The organism is Variovorax sp. PAMC28562 (assembly GCF_014303735.1).
Lineage (GTDB): Bacteria > Pseudomonadota > Gammaproteobacteria > Burkholderiales > Burkholderiaceae_C > Variovorax.
On record NZ_CP060296.1, the window covers coordinates 3518395 to 3537388 of the forward strand.

Annotated in this window: 14 protein-coding genes; 9 read left to right on the forward strand and 5 right to left on the reverse strand. The window is 62.3% G+C overall.

Annotated features, from left to right (window positions below; genetic code table 11):
• The first annotated feature begins 147 nt into the window (after positions 1-147).
• Entirely contained in the window at positions 148-4179 is a 4032-nt protein-coding gene (gene purL / locus H7F36_RS16540) for a phosphoribosylformylglycinamidine synthase (protein WP_410003038.1), read from the forward strand.
• Between the two features lie 75 nt (positions 4180-4254).
• Here purL and H7F36_RS16545 read toward each other — a convergent pair whose 3' ends face one another.
• The 5 genes from H7F36_RS16545 to H7F36_RS16565 are packed head-to-tail and all read right to left on the reverse strand — an operon-like array spanning position 4255 to position 7867.
• The gene (locus tag H7F36_RS16545) at positions 4255-5040 is read right to left on the reverse strand and encodes a peptidylprolyl isomerase (RefSeq protein WP_187051837.1); all 786 of its coding nucleotides are present in this window, start codon (positions 5038-5040) and stop codon (positions 4255-4257) included.
• A gap of 25 nt (positions 5041-5065) precedes the next feature.
• Entirely contained in the window at positions 5066-5353 is a 288-nt protein-coding gene (locus tag H7F36_RS16550; protein WP_261802337.1) for a BolA family protein, read from the reverse strand.
• Positions 5350-5889, reverse strand: coding sequence for a septation protein A (locus H7F36_RS16555; protein ID WP_187051838.1), 540 nt, complete (start codon positions 5887-5889; stop codon positions 5350-5352). Before H7F36_RS16555 ends, H7F36_RS16550 begins: the two co-directional genes overlap by 4 nt.
• Positions 5886-6302 carry a peptide-methionine (R)-S-oxide reductase MsrB gene (gene msrB, locus H7F36_RS16560; protein WP_187051839.1) on the reverse strand — a complete coding sequence of 139 codons (417 nt, stop codon included), beginning with the start codon at positions 6300-6302 and terminating at the stop codon, positions 5886-5888. Before msrB ends, H7F36_RS16555 begins: the two co-directional genes overlap by 4 nt.
• Entirely contained in the window at positions 6299-7867 is a 1569-nt protein-coding gene (locus tag H7F36_RS16565) for a protein adenylyltransferase SelO (protein WP_187051840.1), read from the reverse strand. The genes msrB and H7F36_RS16565 overlap by 4 nt, the downstream gene beginning before the upstream one ends.
• A gap of 165 nt (positions 7868-8032) precedes the next feature.
• On the opposite strand from H7F36_RS16565, the gene H7F36_RS16570 reads away from it, so the two are divergent.
• From H7F36_RS16570 to H7F36_RS16605, 8 genes are all read left to right on the forward strand, one after another.
• The gene (locus tag H7F36_RS16570; RefSeq protein WP_187051841.1) at positions 8033-9676 is read left to right on the forward strand and encodes a 3-(methylthio)propionyl-CoA ligase; all 1644 of its coding nucleotides are present in this window, start codon (positions 8033-8035) and stop codon (positions 9674-9676) included.
• Between the two features lie 415 nt (positions 9677-10091).
• Positions 10092-11321: a branched-chain amino acid ABC transporter substrate-binding protein gene (locus H7F36_RS16575; RefSeq protein WP_187051842.1), complete on the forward strand. Its 1230-nt coding sequence runs from the start codon at positions 10092-10094 to the stop codon at positions 11319-11321.
• Positions 11322-11414: 93 nt separating this feature from the next.
• Entirely contained in the window at positions 11415-12368 is a 954-nt protein-coding gene (locus tag H7F36_RS16580; protein ID WP_187051843.1) for a branched-chain amino acid ABC transporter permease, read from the forward strand.
• Positions 12369-12428: 60 nt separating this feature from the next.
• Positions 12429-13718: a branched-chain amino acid ABC transporter permease gene (locus H7F36_RS16585; protein ID WP_261802671.1), complete on the forward strand. Its 1290-nt coding sequence runs from the start codon at positions 12429-12431 to the stop codon at positions 13716-13718.
• Positions 13715-14482 carry an ABC transporter ATP-binding protein gene (locus H7F36_RS16590; protein WP_187051845.1) on the forward strand — a complete coding sequence of 256 codons (768 nt, stop codon included), beginning with the start codon at positions 13715-13717 and terminating at the stop codon, positions 14480-14482. Before H7F36_RS16585 ends, H7F36_RS16590 begins: the two co-directional genes overlap by 4 nt.
• Positions 14483-14484: 2 nt before the next feature.
• Complete coding sequence (locus H7F36_RS16595) at positions 14485-15180, forward strand: ABC transporter ATP-binding protein (protein ID WP_187051846.1); 696 nt, start codon at positions 14485-14487, stop codon at positions 15178-15180.
• A gap of 127 nt (positions 15181-15307) precedes the next feature.
• Positions 15308-17413: a 3-hydroxyacyl-CoA dehydrogenase NAD-binding domain-containing protein gene (locus H7F36_RS16600; protein ID WP_187051847.1), complete on the forward strand. Its 2106-nt coding sequence runs from the start codon at positions 15308-15310 to the stop codon at positions 17411-17413.
• Positions 17414-17462: 49 nt separating this feature from the next.
• Positions 17463-18950, forward strand: coding sequence for a M20 family peptidase (locus H7F36_RS16605; protein WP_187051848.1), 1488 nt, complete (start codon positions 17463-17465; stop codon positions 18948-18950).
• Positions 18951-18994: the final 44 nt, after the last annotated feature.

Consider the following 18994-nt stretch of genomic DNA (forward strand, 5'->3'; position numbering starts at 1 on the left):
CTTGAAGGCTCATGCGGATGGCCCCAGTCAGCGGCCATCCGATCTGAAGTTCTTCTTTGTTCTTCCTTTTCTCCGGTCGGTCTCCCGGCCCAGGCCATCATCGTGACGCAGTCCGTTCCTACCGCCACTTCTTTAGTGACTCCTGTCGTGACCTTGTTCGAGGGCGGGACCGCACTCAGTGACTTTCGAGCGCGCCAGTTGCTGCCCCGGCTGCAGGCCATCGAGCCGAAGATCGACGGGCTTGCCGCGCGATTCGTGCACCTGGTCGTCACCGACACCGCGCCGACGGCTGCGGAGCGCGAGCATCTGGCGGCATTGCTGACTTACGGCGAGCCCTTCCTGGCGCCGAAAAATTCCACCACGCTGGTCGTCACCCCGCGGCTCGGTACGGTTTCGCCCTGGGCTTCGAAAGCGACCGACATCGCGCATAACTGTGGGCTCGCGCTGCGCCGCGTCGAGCGCGTCACGCAATACCACCTGAGCCTGAAGACGCCCCTCATCGGCAAGGCGCCGGTGCTCGGCGACGAAAAGCTGGTGGCGGTCGCCGCGCTACTGCACGACCGCATGACCGAGTCGGTGCTGCCCTGCGTCGAAGGTGCTGCCGCACTGTTCGCGGAACTGCCGGCGCAGCCAATGGTGCAGGTCGACGTGCTGGTCGGGGGCAGGGCGGCACTGGCCGCAGCCAACACGACCTTCGGCCTGGCGCTGGCCGACGACGAGATCGACTACCTTGTCGACGCCTTCACCAAGCTCGGGCGCAACCCGAGCGACGTCGAGTTGATGATGTTCGCTCAGGCCAACAGCGAGCACTGCCGCCACAAGATCTTCAATGCCGACTTCACCATCGACGGCAAGGCGCAGCCTCAAAGCCTGTTCTCGATGATTCGCCACACGGAGAAGCAGAACCCTCAGCACACGGTTGTGGCGTACTCCGACAACGCCTCGGTGATGGAAGGCTCGCACATCGAGCGCTTCATGGCCGACGCCTCCGGTAGCTACCAGAAGGACGACGCACTGCACCACGTGCTGATGAAGGTCGAGACCCACAACCATCCGACCGCCATTTCGCCATTTCCGGGCGCATCGACAGGTGCGGGCGGTGAAATCCGCGACGAGGGCGCGACCGGCCGGGGCTCCATGCCCAAGGCCGGCCTGACCGGCTTTACAGTGTCCAGGCTCTGGCCGGATCCCGCGCCGGATGCCGCCCCCTATGGCAAGCCCGCGCACATCGCGAGTCCCCTCCAAATCATGACGGAAGGCCCGCTCGGCGGAGCCGCCTTCAACAACGAATTCGGGCGGCCCAACCTGCTCGGATACTTTCGTGAATACGAGCAGGCGATCGCCAGCGACGTCGACACGGTGCAACGCGGCTATCACAAGCCCATCATGATCGCCGGCGGCCTGGGGAGCATCGACGCCATCCAGACCAAGAAGATCCAGTTTCCGGCCGGCTCTCTGTTGATCCAGCTGGGTGGTCCGGGCATGCGCATCGGCATGGGCGGCAGCGCAGCGAGCTCGATGGCGACTGGCGCCAACGCGGCCCAACTCGACTTCGACTCCGTGCAGCGCGGCAATCCGGAGATCGAACGGCGCGCGCAGGAAGTCATCAACCATTGCTGGCAGCAGGGCACGGCCAATCCGATCCTGGCGATTCACGACGTGGGCGCCGGCGGCCTGAGCAATGCATTCCCCGAACTGACCAACGATGCCGGCCGCGGCGCGCGCTTCGACCTGCGTGCGGTACCGCTCGAAGAGTCCGGCATGGCGCCGAAGGAAATCTGGTGCAACGAAAGCCAGGAGCGCTATGTGCTGGCGATTGCGCCGGAATCGCTGGAGGTCTTCCAGGCGTTTTGCGAGCGCGAGCGGTGTCCGTTTTCGGTCGTGGGCGTGGCGACCGAGTCCCGGCAGCTGATCGTGGCCGATGAAAACGCAGCAACCGCACCGGTCGACATGCCTATGGACGTCCTGCTTGGCAAGCCCCCCAAAATGCACCGCGACGTCAAGTCCGTCGCCCGCCGATTCAAGCCGCTCGAACTTACCGGCGTCGACCTGCAAAAGGCCGCGATCGACGTGCTCTCGCACCCGACCGTAGCCTCGAAGCGCTTCCTCATCACCATCGGCGATCGCACCGTGGGTGGCCTCACGCACCGCGACCAGATGGTCGGTCCGTGGCAGGTGCCGGTGGCCGACTGCGCCGTCACGCTGGCCGACTACAAAGGCTTTGCCGGCGAGGCGATGAGCATGGGCGAGCGCACGCCGCTGGCCACTTACGACGCGCCGGCTTCTGGCCGGATGGCGGTCGGCGAGGCCATCACCAATCTGCTGGCGGCGCCGATCGAGCTGTCGCGCGTCAAGCTGTCTGCCAACTGGATGGCGGCGTGCGGTGAGCCTGGCGAAGACGCGGCGTTGTACGAAACCGTCAAGGCGGTGGGCCTCGAGCTGTGCCCGGCGCTCGGCGTGTCGATTCCGGTCGGCAAGGATTCGCTGTCGATGCGCACGCAGTGGACCGAACCACAAGGCGCCTCCGGTGATGGCGGCGCGAAGAAAAAGGTCACCTCGCCGGTGAGCCTGATCGTCACCGCCTTCGCCACGCTGGCCGACGTGCGCGGCACGCTGACGCCGCAGCTCGATGCCACCGAACTCGACACGACGCTGGTGCTGATCGACCTCGGGCGCGGCCGACACCGCATGGCCGGCAGCATCCTTTCGCAGACGCTCGGTCAGAGCGGTGACGTGGTGCCCGACCTCGACGATCCGGCGCAGCTGGTTGCACTGGTCGCAGCGGTCAATGCCTTGCGCGCAGGCGGCAAGATCCTCGCGATGCACGACCGCAGCGACGGCGGGCTGTTCGTGTCCGCCTGCGAGATGGCGTTTGCCGGCCATGTGGGCGTTGCACTCAACATCGACATGTTGATAACCGAGGGAGACGGCATTTCGGACAGCCGCATGGAAACCGGCGATGCCAAGAACTGGGCGACGCAGGTGAGCGCGCGGCGCGAAGAGCTCACGCTCAAGGCGCTCTTTAACGAAGAGCTCGGCATGTTGCTGCAGGTGCGCACCGCCGAGCGCAACGAGGTGATGCAACTGCTGCGCACGCATGGCTTGAGCGCGCACAGCCACTTCGTCGGCAAGACGCGGCCGGCCACGTCGACGATGGAAGTCGGCAAGCGAAAAATCGAAGTCTGGCGCGATGCGAAGTCGGTCTTCAGCGCGACGCTGCACGACCTTCATCAGGTCTGGGACTCGGTCAGCTGGAAGATCGCCCGGGAGCGTGACAACCCCGCCTGCGCCGACGCCGAGCACGCCGCAGCCGGCGACCCATTGGACCCCGGCCTCAGTGTCTCGCTCCCTCTTCCAGTGGGCGAGGGTTGGGGCGAGGGCAACAGCCTGAGCGCCGCACCGGCTTACCTGAAGACTCGCCCCAAAGTCGCCATCCTCCGCGAGCAAGGCGTCAACTCGCACGTCGAGATGGCCTACGCTTTCACCGAAGCCGGCTTCGAGGCGTTCGACATCCACATGACCGACCTGCAGACCGGCCGTGCCGACCTGGCGGACTTCAAGGGTGTGGTCGCGTGTGGTGGATTCAGCTACGGCGACACGCTGGGTGCAGGCATCGGCTGGGCGCGCAGCATCACCTTCAACCCGAAGCTGTCGGCGCAGTTCCAGTCGTTCTTCAGCCGTACCGACACTTTCGGACTCGGCGTGTGCAACGGCTGCCAGATGTTCGCCGAGCTGGCCGACATCATTCCCGGTGCCGAAGCCTGGCCGCGCTTCACGACCAACCAGAGCGAACGTTTCGAAGCGCGCCTTTCGATGGTCGAAGTGCTCGAATCGCCGAGCCTGTTTTTTGCCGGCATGGCGGGGGCCAAGCTGCCGATCGTGGTTTCGCATGGCGAGGGCTATGCCAACTTCAAGCACCGGGGCGACGCAGTCAAGGCCATCGCATCGATGCGCTTCGTCGATAACCATGGCCAGCCGACCGAACAGTACCCGTCCAACCCGAACGGCAGCGCCGGCGGATTGACGGCGGTGACGACGGCCGACGGCCGGTTCACGGCAGTGATGCCGCACCCGGAGCGGGTGTCACGCAACGTGCAAATGAGCTGGACATCGGGCGACCGAAGTGCACTGAGCCCGTGGTCGCAACTTTGGCGAAACGCGCGCAAGTGGGTAGGGTGAACGGCCCATGAAAAAAGCGGCCCGCGGGCCGCTTTTTCTTTGCGCCGCAGGGTGCCGCGGCGCTCTTTTGGACGCTTACTCGATCTTGGCCGCGGCGCGCAGATCTTCCTGGTACTTCTGCAGGCGCTGCTGCTGCAACTGTTGCGTGATCTGCGGCTTGACCTCGTCGACCTTCGGCAACTGCGCCTGGCGCACGTCGTCGAGCCGGATGATGTGAAAGCCGAACTGCGACTTGATCGGTTCCGATGTGGTCTCGCCCTTCTTGAGCTTGATCAGCGCTTCCGAGAATTCAGGAACGAAACTTCCCGGATTGGCCCAGTCGAGGTCACCGCCCTTCGCGCCCGAACCTGGGTCCTTGCTCTGCTTTTTGGCGATGTCTTCGAATTTGCCGCCCTTTTTAAGGTCCGCCATGATCTTGTCGGCCTGGTCTTTCGTTTCAACCAGGATATGCCGTGACTTGTATTCCTTGCCGCCATTGGCCGCGACGAACTTGTCGTACTCGGCCTGCACTTCGGCATCGGTCACCGGATGTGTCTTCTTGAAGTTTTCGAACAGCTGGCGAATCATGATGGCCTGGCGCGCCAGTTCGAGCTGCGCCTTGTAGTCGTCATTGGCATCGAGCGCCTGCTTTTGCGCCTCTTGCATGAACACTTCGCGGGTGATGACTTCCTCGCGAAGTTGCGGCTGCATTTCGGGGGTGACCGGGCGGCCCGCGGCGGCAAGTTGCTGCGCAAGCATGTCCATGCGGGTTTTGGGGACTGCCTTGCCGTTGACGATGGCGGCGTTTTGCGCCAGTGCTGCAAAAGAGAACGTGCCGATCAGCAGCGTGGCCGTGACGGCCTTCAGGGTTTGTTTTTTCATGGGAGAAGGTGGGAAAGTGAGGACCCTAAAGGGTCTCGATGGCAATGGCGTGAAGGCCCTGTGCGATGAAATTCTCTAATGAATGATACACAAGGCGATGGCGCGCCAAACGGGACTTTCCGTCGAACAACGGCGAAGCGATGCGTACCCTGAAATGGGTGCCGTAGCCCTCGGCGTTGGCGCCCGAATGGCCAGCATGCGAGGCGCTTTCATCGAGGACTTCGAGCGATGTGGGCTGCAAGGCTTCACGCAATGCTGCCTCCAGCGAAGCAGTGGTCGGAAGCGCAATGGTCACGGTGGTCGCGGTGTTCACGATGACTGCTCGTCCGATTTCAGATGCGGCGAAATGTAGAGGCCTTGCGCGACCAAAAACGCGATCGGGAACACGTAGCCCCAAAGCTTGAAATTGACCCAAGCCTCTGTCGTGAAGTACGCCGCCACATAACCATTGATCGCCGCCATGAAGAGGCAATAGCAAATCCACGCGATGTTCAGGTGTGTCCAGATGCGGTCGGGCAATTGCAGTTGCTGGCCCAGCATCATCTGCAGGAAGTTCTTCTTGGCGACCCAGTAGGCAATGGCCAGCGCAACCGCCATGGCCGAATACAAGACCGTCGGCTTCCACTTGATGAAGCGGTCGTCGTGCAACACCAGCGTCAGCGTGCCGAACAGCAGGATCAACACCAGCGTCGCCTTCTGCATCGTCTGTAGCTTGCCCTCCCTGAAGTAGGTGATGAGCATTTGCAGAGCGGTCGCGCCCATCAGCACGGCGGTCGCGGTGTAGATGTCGGAAAGCTTGTACGCGCCGAAAAACAGCAGGATGGGAAAGAAGTCGAGGACGAGCTTCATTCAGGCTTTTTCTGGAAATCCAGCGAGGCGGAATTCATGCAGTAGCGCAGGCCGGTGTCGGTCGGGCCGTTTGGAAACACATGACCGAGATGCGCGCCGCAGTTCGCGCAGACGTTTTCGGTGCGCGTCATGCCGTGCGAACGGTCAACGATGTCCTTGATCGCGCCCGGCACGGCTTCTTCGGAGAAGCTGGGCCAGCCGCAGCCGGCGTCGAACTTCTTGCCAGCTTCGAACAGCTTGGCGCCGCAACAGATGCAGTGGTACGTGCCGTCAGCCCATTCGGCTTCGTACTTGCCGGTGTAGGGGCGCTCGGTGGCCGCATGGCGCGTGACCTCGAAGGCGACGGATTCAGCGCCTTTTTCGGCCAGGATGGCCTTCCATTCGGCGTCGGTTTTCTGGACGGGTGTGGTCATGAGGAGCAGCTGATTTCGATGGAGGAAGCCCAGTCGGGCGGGAAACCGGCATATTGGTCGAAGCCGGGATGTTCTTCAAATGGGGTTTCAAGCAGTTTCAGCAAGCGCTCGACGCCGCTGAAGTCTTTGCCGACACCGGACGAAGTGCCTTGTGCTAATTCGATCGCCTGCTGCCCGAGGTGGTTCCGCAGCACGAACTTCGGGTTGGTCGCGAGCATCAATCGGACTGCCGCGTCGGACGCGACGCCGGCGTGACGCTTCGAAAATAATAGCAGCCAGGCGTCGAAGCCCTCGCGATCGATGAAAAGATCGCGCACGGGCTCAGCCTTGGCAGCGGCGGCGCCTTCGCCATTGGCCGCGCCGACATGGTGCGACAGGCGACGCCAGAAGATCGTCCAGTCGACTTTCTCTGCCGCCAGCAGTTTCAACACTCCCTCGATCAGCGCGCGGTCGCCTTCAGCCGGCTCCGACAGGCCTTCGAGCCCGAGCTTGGCGCGCATCTGCGCTTCGAACGCGCTCGGAAACACCGCTTTGTACGACTCCAGTGCGGCCACCGCGACCTCCTGCTCGCCGATCAGCGGCAGAAGCGCTTGCGCCAGGCAAAACAAATTCCAGTAACCGACGTTCGGCTGCTGGTTGAATGCATAGCGGCCGCTGGTGTCGCTGTGGTTGCAGATGTGCTGCGGATCGAAGCCGTCGAGAAACTGGAACGGGCCGTAGTCGATCGTGAGCCCGAGGATGCTCATGTTGTCGGTGTTCATCACGCCGTGGCAAAAGCCGACCGCTTGCCATTGCGCCATCAACGCGGCTGTGCGCTCGCTGACGGCCTCGAGAAAGGCGGCGTAGGCGTTGCCGCCGAATCGGTCCGTCGTCCGGCAGGCCGGATAGAAGTTGTCGATCACGAAGTCGGCCAGTGTCCGCAACTCGCCTTCTTTCTGATTGGCAGCGAAGTGCTCGAAGTGACCGAACCGGATAAAGCTCGGCGCGACGCGCGCGACCACCGCGGCCGTTTCGATTTCTTCGCGCCGCACGCGGGCATCGGAGCCGGTCACGCTCAGCGCGCGCGTGGTCGCAATGCCCAGGCCGTGCATCGCCTCGCTGCAGAGAAACTCGCGGATGCTCGACCGCAGCACCGCCCGGCCGTCGCCCATGCGCGAGTAGGGCGTGAGGCCGGCGCCCTTCAATTGCAATTCGAATCCCGACGTTTCGGGGTTCGCAGCGGTTTCGCCGAGCAGGATCGCGCGCCCGTCCCCGAGCTGCCCAGCCCACACGCCGAACTGATGGCCGCTGTAGACGCTCGAGAGCGGCGCCATCCCGGCAAGCAGGGCGTTGCCGGTAAGCACGCCGAGGGCCGAGTCGGAGGCGAACCAGTCGGCGTCGAGCCCGAGCAGCCGCGCGGTCGCGTCGCTGCGGCCAACCCAGTACGGATCGGGCAGGGGAGTTGGCTGCAGCCGGGTGAAGAAAGCCGAGCTGAGCTCGGCGAATCGATTGTCGAAGTGCAACCCGCTGTCTGAATCGGCCAGCGGGGCAACGACAGCAAGCTCGGCAATGGAAGACGAAGTCATGTCTCGATTGTCCGGCAGTTGAAAAGGCCGCACGCGCCGCACGGACCCGAGCGTCGACATGGGGCATTCCCCCATCGGCGCGTTGCTGCACTGCGCAATACTCCCGCAACGATTTCTTTTGCTGTTTTTTCGTTTTCGCTTTTCGATCTTTTAAGGAATTTCCCCATGCTGGGTTTGATGCAAGACCAACCACTTTCGATCTCGTCGCTGATCGAATTTGCCGAGCGCCACCACGGCGACGCCGAAATCGTTTCTCGTCGGGTCGAAGGCGACATTCACCGCAGCACCTGGAGCCAGATCGCATCCCGATCCCGCCAGGTCGCCAACGCGCTGGATGAAGAGCAACTGATCTTCAGCGACCGCGTCGCCACGCTGGCCTGGAACGGGTATCGTCACCTGGAGCTCTATTACGGCGTCAGCGGTACCGGCCGCGTGCTGCACACCATCAACCCGCGACTGCACCCCGACCAGATCGCCTGGATCGCCAACCACGCTGAAGACCAGATCCTGTGCTTCGACATGACCTTTCTGCCGCTGGTGCAGGCGGTGCACGCGCGTTGCCCATCGATCAAGAAATACGTCGCGCTGTGCGATGCCGACAAGCTGCCCGCCGATACCGGTATCCCGAACCTGGTGAGCTACGAAGCTTGGATGGGTACCCATTCGACCGTCTACGACTGGCCGACCTTCGACGAAAACTCGGCGTCGAGCATGTGCTACACGAGCGGCACCACCGGCAACCCGAAGGCTGCGCTTTACAGCCACCGCTCGACCATCCTTCACGCCTACGCTGCGGCGTTGCCCGACGTGATGTGCATCTCGGCACGCGACTCGGTATTGCCGGTGGTGCCGATGTTTCACGTCAACGCCTGGGGCATTCCGTACTCGGCGGCGCTGGTGGGTGCCAAGCTGGTGTTTCCGGGGCCGGCGATGGACGGCAAGTCGATCTTCGAACTCATCGAATCCGAAGGCGTGACCTTCGCGGCAGGCGTGCCGACGGTCTGGCAAATGATGCTCGGCCACATGCAGACCAACGAGCTGAAGTTCTCCAAACTGAACCGCACGGTGATCGGTGGTTCGGCCTGTCCGCCGGCCATGATCAAGGCCTTTCAGGACCAGTACAACGTCGAGGTGCTGCACGCATGGGGCATGACGGAAATGAGCCCGCTCGGAACACTGTGCACTTTGAAGAACAAGCATTTATCGCTGCCACCCGAGGCGCAGACCCTCATCCGCATGAAGCAGGGCCGCGCGATCTTCGGCGTCGACATGAAGATCGTCGACGGCGCAGGCGAGGAGCTGCCATGGGACGGCAAGGCGTATGGCGATTTGCTGGTCAAGGGTCCGTGGATCGTCAAGGAATACTTCAAGGGCGAGGGCGGCGACCCGCTCATCCCCGACGCGCAGCACCGCGGCTGGTTCCCGACAGGCGACGTGGCGACCATCGACGCCGACGGCTACTTGCAGATCACCGACCGCAGCAAGGATGTCATCAAGTCCGGCGGCGAATGGATCAGCTCGATCGACATCGAGAACATCGCCGTCGCGCATCCAGCCATCGCGATGGCGGCCTGCGTGGGTGTGGCGCATCCGAAGTGGGATGAGCGGCCGATCGTTGTCGTGGTCAAGAAGCCTGGGGGCGAGGTCACACGCGAAGAGTTGCTCAAGTTCTACGAGGGCAAGACTGCCAAGTGGCAGATTCCCGATGACGTGGTGTTCATCGAAGCGATCCCGATCGGTGCCACCGGCAAGATCCTCAAAACAAAACTGCGTGAGCAACTCAGGGACTACAAGTTGCCATCAGCATGATGTGAGCCTCATGACCTACTGCGCGCCCGGCGCCGGCACGCCTACCGCCATGGGCGCCGCATCGGACGACAAGGTCTACATGATGGCTTACGGTCGCTACAACATGGGCGGGAAATGCCAAGAACACGGGCTACACAATGGCGCCCGTGAAGTACTTCGAGCGCTATGTTGCGAGCACGCCGACGTCGTGCCAGACGAAGCGTCCCGGCGCTTTGTAAAGGCCTGCTGATCGGCATGCAAATGAATGTGTCGATCGGCGTTCTACCGCCCGGTAGAAATTGCTGTCGCCTGCGCGATAGAAACCGACGGAAAACGGCCATCGGGCCGGTGCGCTTACGGGCATTCCCTGAGCATCGAGGCAGGAAAGGCTTGTAACCTCGATTCGACTCGACAGCCAAGTAACAGGAGACACAGAATGAAGTTCGCCCTTAAATTCCTCACCGCCACGATCCTCGTGGCAAGTGCCACCGGCGCGTTCGCCCAAAAAGGCGAAACCGTCAAGATCGGCTGGCTCGATCCACTGTCAGGCCTGATGGCTGCGGTCGGCACCAACCAGCTCAAGACCTTCCAGTTCTTCGCTGAAGAGTTCAACAAGAAAAACGCCGCCGGCGTCAAGTTCGAAATCATCGGCATCGACAACAAGCTGAGCCCGCAAGAGACTACGAGCGCGCTGCGTTCGGCCATGGACCAGGGCGCGCGCTACATCGTTCAAGGCAACGGCTCCGGCCCCGCGCTGGCCATCATCGATGCACTCGAGAAGAACAATGCGCGCAACCCTGGCAAAGAGGCGCTTTACCTGAACTACGCGGCGGTCGACCCCGACCTGACCAACAGCAAGTGCAGCTATTGGCAGTATCGCTTCGACGCCGACACCTCGATGAAGATGGAGGCGCTGACCACCTACATGAAGGATCAGGCGGAAATCAAGAAGGTCTACATCATTGGCCAGAACTATTCGCACGGCCAGCAGGTCTCGAAGTTCGCCAAGGCCAACCTGAAAGACAAGCGCCCCGACATCCAGATCGTCGGCGACGACCTGCATCCACTGGCGCAGGTTCGCGACTTCGCGCCCTACATCGCCAAGATCAAGGCGTCGGGTGCAGACACGGTCATCACCGGCAACTGGGGCTCCGACCTGGCGCTGCTGATCAAAGCAGCCAACGACTCGGGCCTGAACGTCAAGTTCTACACCTACTACGCCGTGACCACCGGCACGCCGACCGCCATGGGCGCGGCATCCGACGGCAAGGTGTACCAGGTCGGTTACGCCCACTACAACATGGGCGGCGACATGCAGCGGTATGCCGCCGAATTCAAGGCGAAGTTCAACGACGACCTGTACACGTCCGACATCTACACCGTATTCGAGGCACTGACCCAGGCCTTCGTCAAGGCCAAGTCGACCGACCCCGTCAAGGTGGCGGCTGCCATGGAAGGCATGAAGTTCAAAAGCTTCAACGGTGAAGTGGAACTGCGCAAGGCCGACCACCAGATCCAGCAGGGCCTGTACATCGCCAAATGGGAAAAGGCCAGCGCCAAGTATCCGTACAGCCCGGAAAACACTGGCTATACGTTGGCGCCGGTCAAGTACTACGAGCCCTATGTGGCCAGCACGCCGACCTCGTGCCAGATGAAGCGGCCTTGATCGCTGTCTGCGTTTAGAGTGTGTCGAGGCCCGACCTAAACCATCGGGCCTTTTTCTTTTTTCCATTTCATCCGCATGTAATTCGAGAGAACGATGAACGTCGAATTTTTCGCTATCTCGCTGCTCAATGGCGTCAGCTACGGGCTGCTGCTGTTCATGCTGAGTTCGGGCCTGACCCTGATTTTCAGCATGATGGGCGTCCTCAATTTCGCGCACACCAGCTTCTACATGCTGGGTGCGTACCTGGCCTATACCGTCTCGGGCGTGGTCGGCTTCTGGCCGGCGCTGTTTTTAGCGCCGCTGCTGGTCGGTCTGCTGGGCGCGGCTTTCGAGCGCTACAGCCTGCGGCGCGTACACAAGTTCGGCCATGTGCCCGAACTGCTCGTCACCTTCGGCCTGTCGTACCTCATCCTCGAACTGGTGCAACTCATCTGGGGCCGCTCGACGGTGCCTTACGGCCTGCCGACTCAATTGCAGGGCCCGCTTTTTTCGTTGTACGGCACGCAGTTTCCCAAGTCGCGCTCCTTCATCATGCTGGTCGCGATGCTGATGCTGGTGTCGGTCTGGCTGCTGCTCACGCGCACGCGCATCGGACTGGTGATCCAGGCGGCACTCAAGCACCCTGAAATGGTCGAGGCGCTCGGCCATAACGTGCCGCGCATCTTCATGCTGGTGTTCGGCGGCGGTGCGGCACTGGCCGGTCTCGCCGGGGTCATCGGAGGCAATACCTACGTTACTGAACCCGCGATGGCCGCATCGGTCGGATCGATCATCTTTGTGGTCGTCGTGGTCGGCGGCATGGGGTCGTTGGCGGGCGCCTTCCTGGCGTCGCTGTTGATCGGTATCGTGCAGACCTTTGCCGTGGCGATGGATGAGTCGCTCGCGACAGCGCTGCAAGCGGTTGGCGTGGCCGTGACCGAACAGACCTTCGGCTACGAACTGCTCAAGCTCACGATCTCGCAGGTGGCCCCTATCCTGCCGTACCTGTTCCTCGTGCTGATCCTGATTTTCCGGCCCAAGGGCCTTCTCGGCACCCGGGAGGACTAGCCAATGAGCACTATCGCAACCAAGCCGGCGGTGAATGAACCGGCGGCACATGAGCCCGCAATGCAGCAACGCAGCACAAGGCCGCTGAACACCGGACGCATCGTCGTCTGGTCGGTCTTCGCCGTCGCGCTGATCGTCGCGCCGATGATATTCACCAGCAGCCTGGCGCTCACCATGCTGTCGCAGATCGGCTACCTCATCATCATCTGCCTGAGCTACAACATGTTGTTGGGGCAGGGCGGCATGTTGAGTTTCGGCCACGCCGTGTACGTCGGGCTCGGCTCGTTCATCGCCATCCACACGATGAATCTCGCGGCCAAGGGCTCGCTGCCGGTGCCGCTGGTGCTCATTCCCCTGGTCGGTGGCCTGGGCGGCATGTTCTTCGCCGTCTTGTTCGGCTATGTCAGCACCAAGAAGTCGGGCACCACCTTCGCGATGATCACGCTCGGCCTGGGCGAACTGGTCGCGGCCATGGCGCTGATGTTCCCGACTTTCTTCGGCGGCGAGGGCGGTATCACCACCAACCGGGTCTACGGCATGCCGCTTTTCGGCATCACCTTCGAGCGGCAGAACCAGGTGTACTACCTGATCGCGGTCTATTGCTTCATCTGCACCGGGCTCATGTTCGCCTTCACTGGCACACCGCTCGGACGCATGTTGAACGCGGTGCGCGACAACCCGGAGCGGGTCGAGTTCATCGGCTACAGCACGCAGCGGGTGCGCTACTTCTCGTTCATCATCGCGGGCTTCTTCGCCGGCATCGGCGGCGGACTTGCGGCTATCAACTTCGAGATCGTGAATGCGGCCGACAGCCTGAACGGGCTTCGTTCAGGTGGCTATCTGCTCTTTACCTTTCTGGGTGGCGCGACCTTCTTCTTCGGCCCGATGATCGGCGCCGTGCTGCTGGTGTTCGCATCTGTGCTGTTGTCCGAACTCAGCAAGGCCTGGCTTTTGTACCTGGGCCTGGTCTTTTTGCTGATGGTGATGTTCGCGCCCGGCGGCGTCGCCAGCCTGATCATGATGAACGTGCGCGTCGCGTTGTTCGGCAAGTTTCATCGCTTCTACGCGTTGTATGCCGGGCTCATCGTGACCGCGGCCGTCATGGTCGCGGGCGCGGCGGCCATTGTCGAAATGATCTATCACATGCAGTTGAACGCGGCCCTCGGCCCGACTGTTCGACTTGCGACCTTCGAGCTCGACACCTCATCGCCTATGAGCTGGCTCATTGCTGTCGCGTTGCTGGTCGTCGGCCTGGCACTCTTCGAGGTGGTGCGGCGCCGCTACGTCAAGGTGTGGGGCAAGGCGCAGGAAGAAATCGAATTCGAAATCAAGCGTCGGGAGACAGCATGACGCACGCACTGGAACTCAAGTCGCTGACAAAGACTTTCGGCAAGACCGAAATCATTCGCGGCATCGACCTGGCCATCGACGCGGGCGACCGCATCGCCATCATCGGACCCAATGGCGCCGGCAAGTCGACGCTGTTCAACCTCATCAGCGGGCGGCTTGCACCGACCACTGGCGAAGTACTCCTGCATGGGCAGCGCATCGACGGCAAACAGCCTTACGAGATCAACCGTCTGGGTTTGTCGCGCAGCTTCCAGATCACCAACATATTCCCGAAACTGAGCGTGTTCGAGAACCTGCGCTGCGGCGTGCTGTGGAGCCTGGGTGCCGGCTACACGTTCCTGCGCTTCCTGTCGAAGATGCACGATGCCAACGAGCGCACCGAAGAGCTGGTGCGCCAGGTCGGCCTGGAGAAAAAGCGCAATGTGCTGGCGGTGAACCTCACATACGCAGAACAGCGTGCGCTGGAGATCGGCGTGACCATCGCGGGTGGCGCCAGCGTCATCCTGCTGGACGAGCCTACCGCCGGCATGAGCAAGACCGAGACGTCTCACTTCATCGCGCTCATCAAACAGGTGACGATTGGCAAAACCTTGCTGACGGTGGAGCACGACATGGGCGTGGTGTTCGGCCTGGCCGACAAAATCGCCGTCGTCGTGTATGGCGAGATCATCGCCTTCGACACTCCCGCCGCTGTGCGCGCCAATGCGCGTGTGCAGGAGGCGTATCTGGGCTCGTCGGCGGCCGATGCACAAGGGGGCCACTGACCATGCTGAAACTTCAAGACATCAACGCTTACTACGGCAAGAGCCACGTGCTGCACGGCGTTTCTTTTGACGTCAACGCCGGCGAAATCGTCGCGCTCCTGGGTCGCAACGGGTCGGGCCGCTCGACCACCGCCAAGGCGATCATGGGCTTGGTGCATGCCGAGGGCGGCCTGCACTGGAAGGGTCAGGACATGCTGCGCAAAAAGGCCTACGAGATTGCGCACATGGGCATCGGCTACGTGCCGGAGAACCGCGACATCTTCTCGAACCTCACGGTGCATCAAAACCTGTTGCTCGGCCAAAAGGGTTCGGGCAAGGGCAGCCGCTGGAGCTTCAACGACATGTACGAAATGTTCCCGCGCCTGAAAGAGCGGGAGCACACCGAGGCGGGCGTACTGTCGGGTGGCGAGCAGCAGATGCTCACACTGTGTCGCACGCTGATGGGCGACCCCGATCTCATCATCATCGACGAGCCGACCGAAGGTCTGGCGCCCAAAATTGTCGAGCTCGTGGGGCAGTATCTGAAGACGCTCAAGGACAAGGGCATCTCGGTTTTGTTGATCGAACAGAAGTTGACCATCGCCATGCGCATCTCCGATCGGGTGCTGGTCATGGGCCATGGCAGCATCGTTTTCGACGGTACGCCCGACAGCCTGCGCGCAGATTCGGGCACTCGAAAAGAATGGCTCGAGGTCTAGCCTCTCGTTGATTTGTCCCCGCAGCGACTGAAGCCGATTGCCGGGCGTTCGTAAACGCCTAAAATTTCAGGGAAAAGAACACTCGTGCTTTTTTCTCCAGTTTTTATTCCCACCTAAGGAACGCGCCATGACGGCTGAATACAAAGTGATCGGCGATGTCGCCGTGATCACCCTGACCAACCCTCCGGTCAACGGTCTCGGCTTCGCAACGCGCATCGGCATCACCGATGGCCTCGCCAAGGCAAATGGCGATCCGGCCGTCAAGTCGATCGTGCTCACCGGCGCCGGCAAGGCGTTCTCCGGCGGTGCCGACATCAAGGAATTCGGCACGCCCAAGGCGCTGCAAGAACCCAATCTGCTGAGCGTGATCCTCTCGCTCGAAGCCTCGGCCAAACCCATCGTCGCGGCGATTCACTCGGTCTGCATGGGCGGCGGGCTCGAACTGGCACTCGGTTGCCACTACCGCATTGCCGCGCCCGGCACCAGCGTGGCGCTGCCTGAAGTCAAGCTCGGGCTGATTCCCGGCGCTGGCGGCACGCAGCGCCTGCCGCGCGTGCTCGGCGTCGAGACCGCACTCAACATGATCGTCAGCGGTGAAGCCGTCAAGAGCGAAGTGCTGGCGAGCCTGCCGGGCCAGAAACTGTTCGACAAGCTCGCGTCGTCGCCTGAATCGCTGATGGACGAGGCCGTCGAGTTAGCCAAGTCGGTCGCCGGCAAGACCGGTGACGCGTTGCCGCTGGTGCGGAATCTGCCGTGCAAGCACCCGCAAGGCGACGCCTACTTCCAGTTCGCGAAAAATATGGTCGCCGGTATGTCGAAGAACTACCCGGCGCCCCTTAAGTGCGTCGAGGCCGTACAGGCCGCGACGACGATGAAGTTCGACGCGGGCATGGCCGAAGAGCGCCGTGTGTTCACCGCGCTGATGTTCACTCCCGAGTCGCTGGCATTGCGCCATCTCTTCGTGGCCGAACGTGCCGCCAGCAAGATCCCCGACGTGGCTGACGACACGCCTCAGCGCGCGGTCAAGTCGGTCGGCGTCATCGGTGCCGGCACCATGGGCGGCGGCATCTCGATGAACTTCTTGAACGCGGGCGTGCCGGTCAAGATCCTCGAAATGAAGCAGGACGCACTCGACCGCGGCATCGCCACCATCAAGAAGAACTACGAATCGCAGGTCAAGAAGGGCAAGCTCAAGCAAGACAAGTACGACCAGCGCATGGCGATGCTCAGCACCACCTTGAGCTACGACGACCTGAAAGACTGCGACCTCATCATCGAAGCCGTGTTTGAAGAACTTGGCGTGAAAGAGGCGGTGTTCAAGGAACTCGATCGCGTCGCCAAGCCTGGCGCCATTCTCGCGTCGAACACTTCCACGCTCGACGTCGACAAGATCGCAGCCTTCACCAAGCGCCCGCAGGACGTGGTCGGCATGCATTTCTTCAGCCCGGCCAACGTGATGAAGCTGCTCGAGGTCGTTCGCGGCAAGGACACTGCCAAAGACGTACTCGCTACGGTGATGGGCGTCGCGAAGAAGATCAAGAAGACCGCGGTGGTGTCCGGCGTCTGCGACGGCTTCATCGGCAACCGCATGATCGAGCAGTACAGCCGCCAGGCCGGTTTCCTGATCGACGAAGGCGCGACGCCGCAACAGGTCGACAAGGCGGTCGAGAAGTTCGGCTTTGCCATGGGCCCGTTCCGCATGGGCGACCTGGCCGGCAACGACATCGGCTGGGCGATCCGCAAGCGCCGCGCCACCGAGCGCGCCGACATGAAGTACAGCCGCACCGCAGACAAGCTGTGCGAGCTCGGTCGCTTCGGCCAGAAGACCGGGGCAGGGTGGTACGACTACCAGGCCGGCAAGCGCGATGCCATTCCGAGCAAGCTCGTGCTGGACATGATCGAGCAACACCGCAAGGACGAAGGCATCACACCTCGCAAGATCTCGGACGACGAGATCGTCCAGCGTCTGGTGTATGCGCTGGTCAACGAAGGTGCGCACATTCTCGAGGACGGCATCGCCAGCAAGTCCGGCGACATCGACATGGTCTACCTCACCGGCTATGGCTTCCCGATCTTCCGCGGTGGCCCGATGCACTACGCCAGCCAGGTCGGCCTGTTCAACGTGTCGGAATCGATGAAGCGTTTTGCCAAGAACCCGCGCGACGACGCGAGCTTCTGGCAGCCGGCACCGTTGATCCAAAAGCTCGTGGCTGAAGGCAAGAGCTTCAGTTGAGCGTGCCCGAGCCGGACTGCCGACGTCACCGTCACCCCGACAGCGCACGATGATCAAACGCATTCTTCTGGCGCTGTTGCTGGTGGTGGGCGTTCTCGTCGTCGCTGTCGCAGGCAAGACGTGGCTGACGCCGTCGCGGCAGATCGCGGTGGCACCGGTCGCCAAGCCGGCGATCGACGCCGAAGCGGCCGCCAAGCGGCTGTCGAGCGCGATCGTGCTGCACACCGTGGCGAGTGCCGACGACCCGGCGCTGAACGCTGCCGAGTTCGACAAGTTGCATCTGCTGCTTGCGCAGCAATACCCCAAGCTGCACGCCACGCTGAAGAAGGAAGTGATCGGGCAGCATGCGTTGCTGTACACCTGGGCCGGCACCGACGCCAAGGCACCACCGATCGCGCTGATGGCGCATCAGGACGTGGTGCCCATTGCATCCGGGACAGAGAAAAGCTGGACGGAGGACCCGTTCAGCGGACTGGTGCATGACGGCTACATCTGGGGTCGCGGCACCATGGACAACAAGGGCAACCTGTTGTCTCAAATGGAAGCCATCGAGATGCTCATCGGCAGCGGCTTTCAGCCGAAGCAGACCGTTTATCTCATTGCCGGCGACGACGAAGAAGTGAATGGCTTGCGCGGCGCCAAGCCGATTTCCGAGTTGCTCAAATCCCGGGCCGTGCGGCTGTCTTGGGTGTTGGACGAAGGGCTGGCGGTCATCGACGGCGTGATTGGCGGACTCGACAGGCCGGCTGCACTGGTCGGCCTGGCGGAGAAGGGCTACGGCACCTTCTTCCTGTCGCTCGACGCGGCCCCCGGCCACTCGTCGATGCCACCGCCGCACAGTGCGATCGGCACCATGGGCGCCGCACTCGCGCGCCTCGAGAACGACCAGATGCCGGCCTCGATCGGCGGCGTGGCGGGCGAGATGTTTGCCACGCTGGCGCCCGAGATGAAGGGCATCAACCGGGTCATGCTGTCCAACCTCTGGCTCACGACGCCGCTCGTCAAGAGCCAGCTTGAAAAGAACCCGAGCACCAATGCCACGCTGCGCACGACCACCGCGCTGACCATCCTGCAAGCGGGCAACAAGGACAACGTGCTGCCCGGTCATGTCGACGCGGCGGTCAACTTCCGGCTGTTGCCGGGCGATACGCTGGCCAGCGTCGAATCGCATATGCGCAAGGCGCTGGGCAACGACACCATTCAGGTGAAGTCGTATGCCGGCAACGCCGAGCCATCGCCCATCTCGCCGACCGACAACGCCGGCTACCGAGCCATCCAGCAGACGCTGCGGCAAGAGTTTCCTGAAGCGGTGGTTGCTCCCGGGCTCATGACGGCGGCCACCGACTCGCGCCACATGAGTATCGTGAGCGACGCCATCTATCGCTTTTCGCCTTTGCGGCTCGGCCCTCAAGACCTGAGCAGGTTTCACGGCACCAACGAGCGCATCTCGGTTGCGAACTACGCCGAGATGATTCAGTTCTATCGTCAGCTTCTCATCAATGCGTCGGGCCCGGTCGGTCCTACGCCCGCTCTTTGAGCCCTCGCTCTTTTTCGTCCCTCCTTCGTTCCATTTTCCGTTTC

Excerpts from the sequence above, each read along its gene's own strand:
- H7F36_RS16545 (WP_187051837.1), bottom strand. The coding sequence starts at position 5,040 with ATGAAAAAACAAACCCTGAAGGCCGTCACGGCCACGCTGCTGATCGGC.
- H7F36_RS16555 (WP_187051838.1), bottom strand. The coding sequence starts at position 5,889 with ATGAAGCTCGTCCTCGACTTCTTTCCCATCCTGCTGTTTTTCGGCGCG.
- msrB (WP_187051839.1), bottom strand. The coding sequence starts at position 6,302 with ATGACCACACCCGTCCAGAAAACCGACGCCGAATGGAAGGCCATCCTG.
- H7F36_RS16565 (WP_187051840.1), bottom strand. The coding sequence starts at position 7,867 with ATGACTTCGTCTTCCATTGCCGAGCTTGCTGTCGTTGCCCCGCTGGCC.
- H7F36_RS16570 (WP_187051841.1), top strand. The coding sequence starts at position 8,033 with ATGCTGGGTTTGATGCAAGACCAACCACTTTCGATCTCGTCGCTGATC.
- H7F36_RS16575 (WP_187051842.1), top strand. The coding sequence starts at position 10,092 with ATGAAGTTCGCCCTTAAATTCCTCACCGCCACGATCCTCGTGGCAAGT.
- H7F36_RS16580 (WP_187051843.1), top strand. The coding sequence starts at position 11,415 with ATGAACGTCGAATTTTTCGCTATCTCGCTGCTCAATGGCGTCAGCTAC.
- H7F36_RS16585 (WP_261802671.1), top strand. The coding sequence starts at position 12,429 with ATGCAGCAACGCAGCACAAGGCCGCTGAACACCGGACGCATCGTCGTC.
- H7F36_RS16590 (WP_187051845.1), top strand. The coding sequence starts at position 13,715 with ATGACGCACGCACTGGAACTCAAGTCGCTGACAAAGACTTTCGGCAAG.
- H7F36_RS16595 (WP_187051846.1), top strand. The coding sequence starts at position 14,485 with ATGCTGAAACTTCAAGACATCAACGCTTACTACGGCAAGAGCCACGTG.
- H7F36_RS16600 (WP_187051847.1), top strand. The coding sequence starts at position 15,308 with ATGACGGCTGAATACAAAGTGATCGGCGATGTCGCCGTGATCACCCTG.
- H7F36_RS16605 (WP_187051848.1), top strand. The coding sequence starts at position 17,463 with ATGATCAAACGCATTCTTCTGGCGCTGTTGCTGGTGGTGGGCGTTCTC.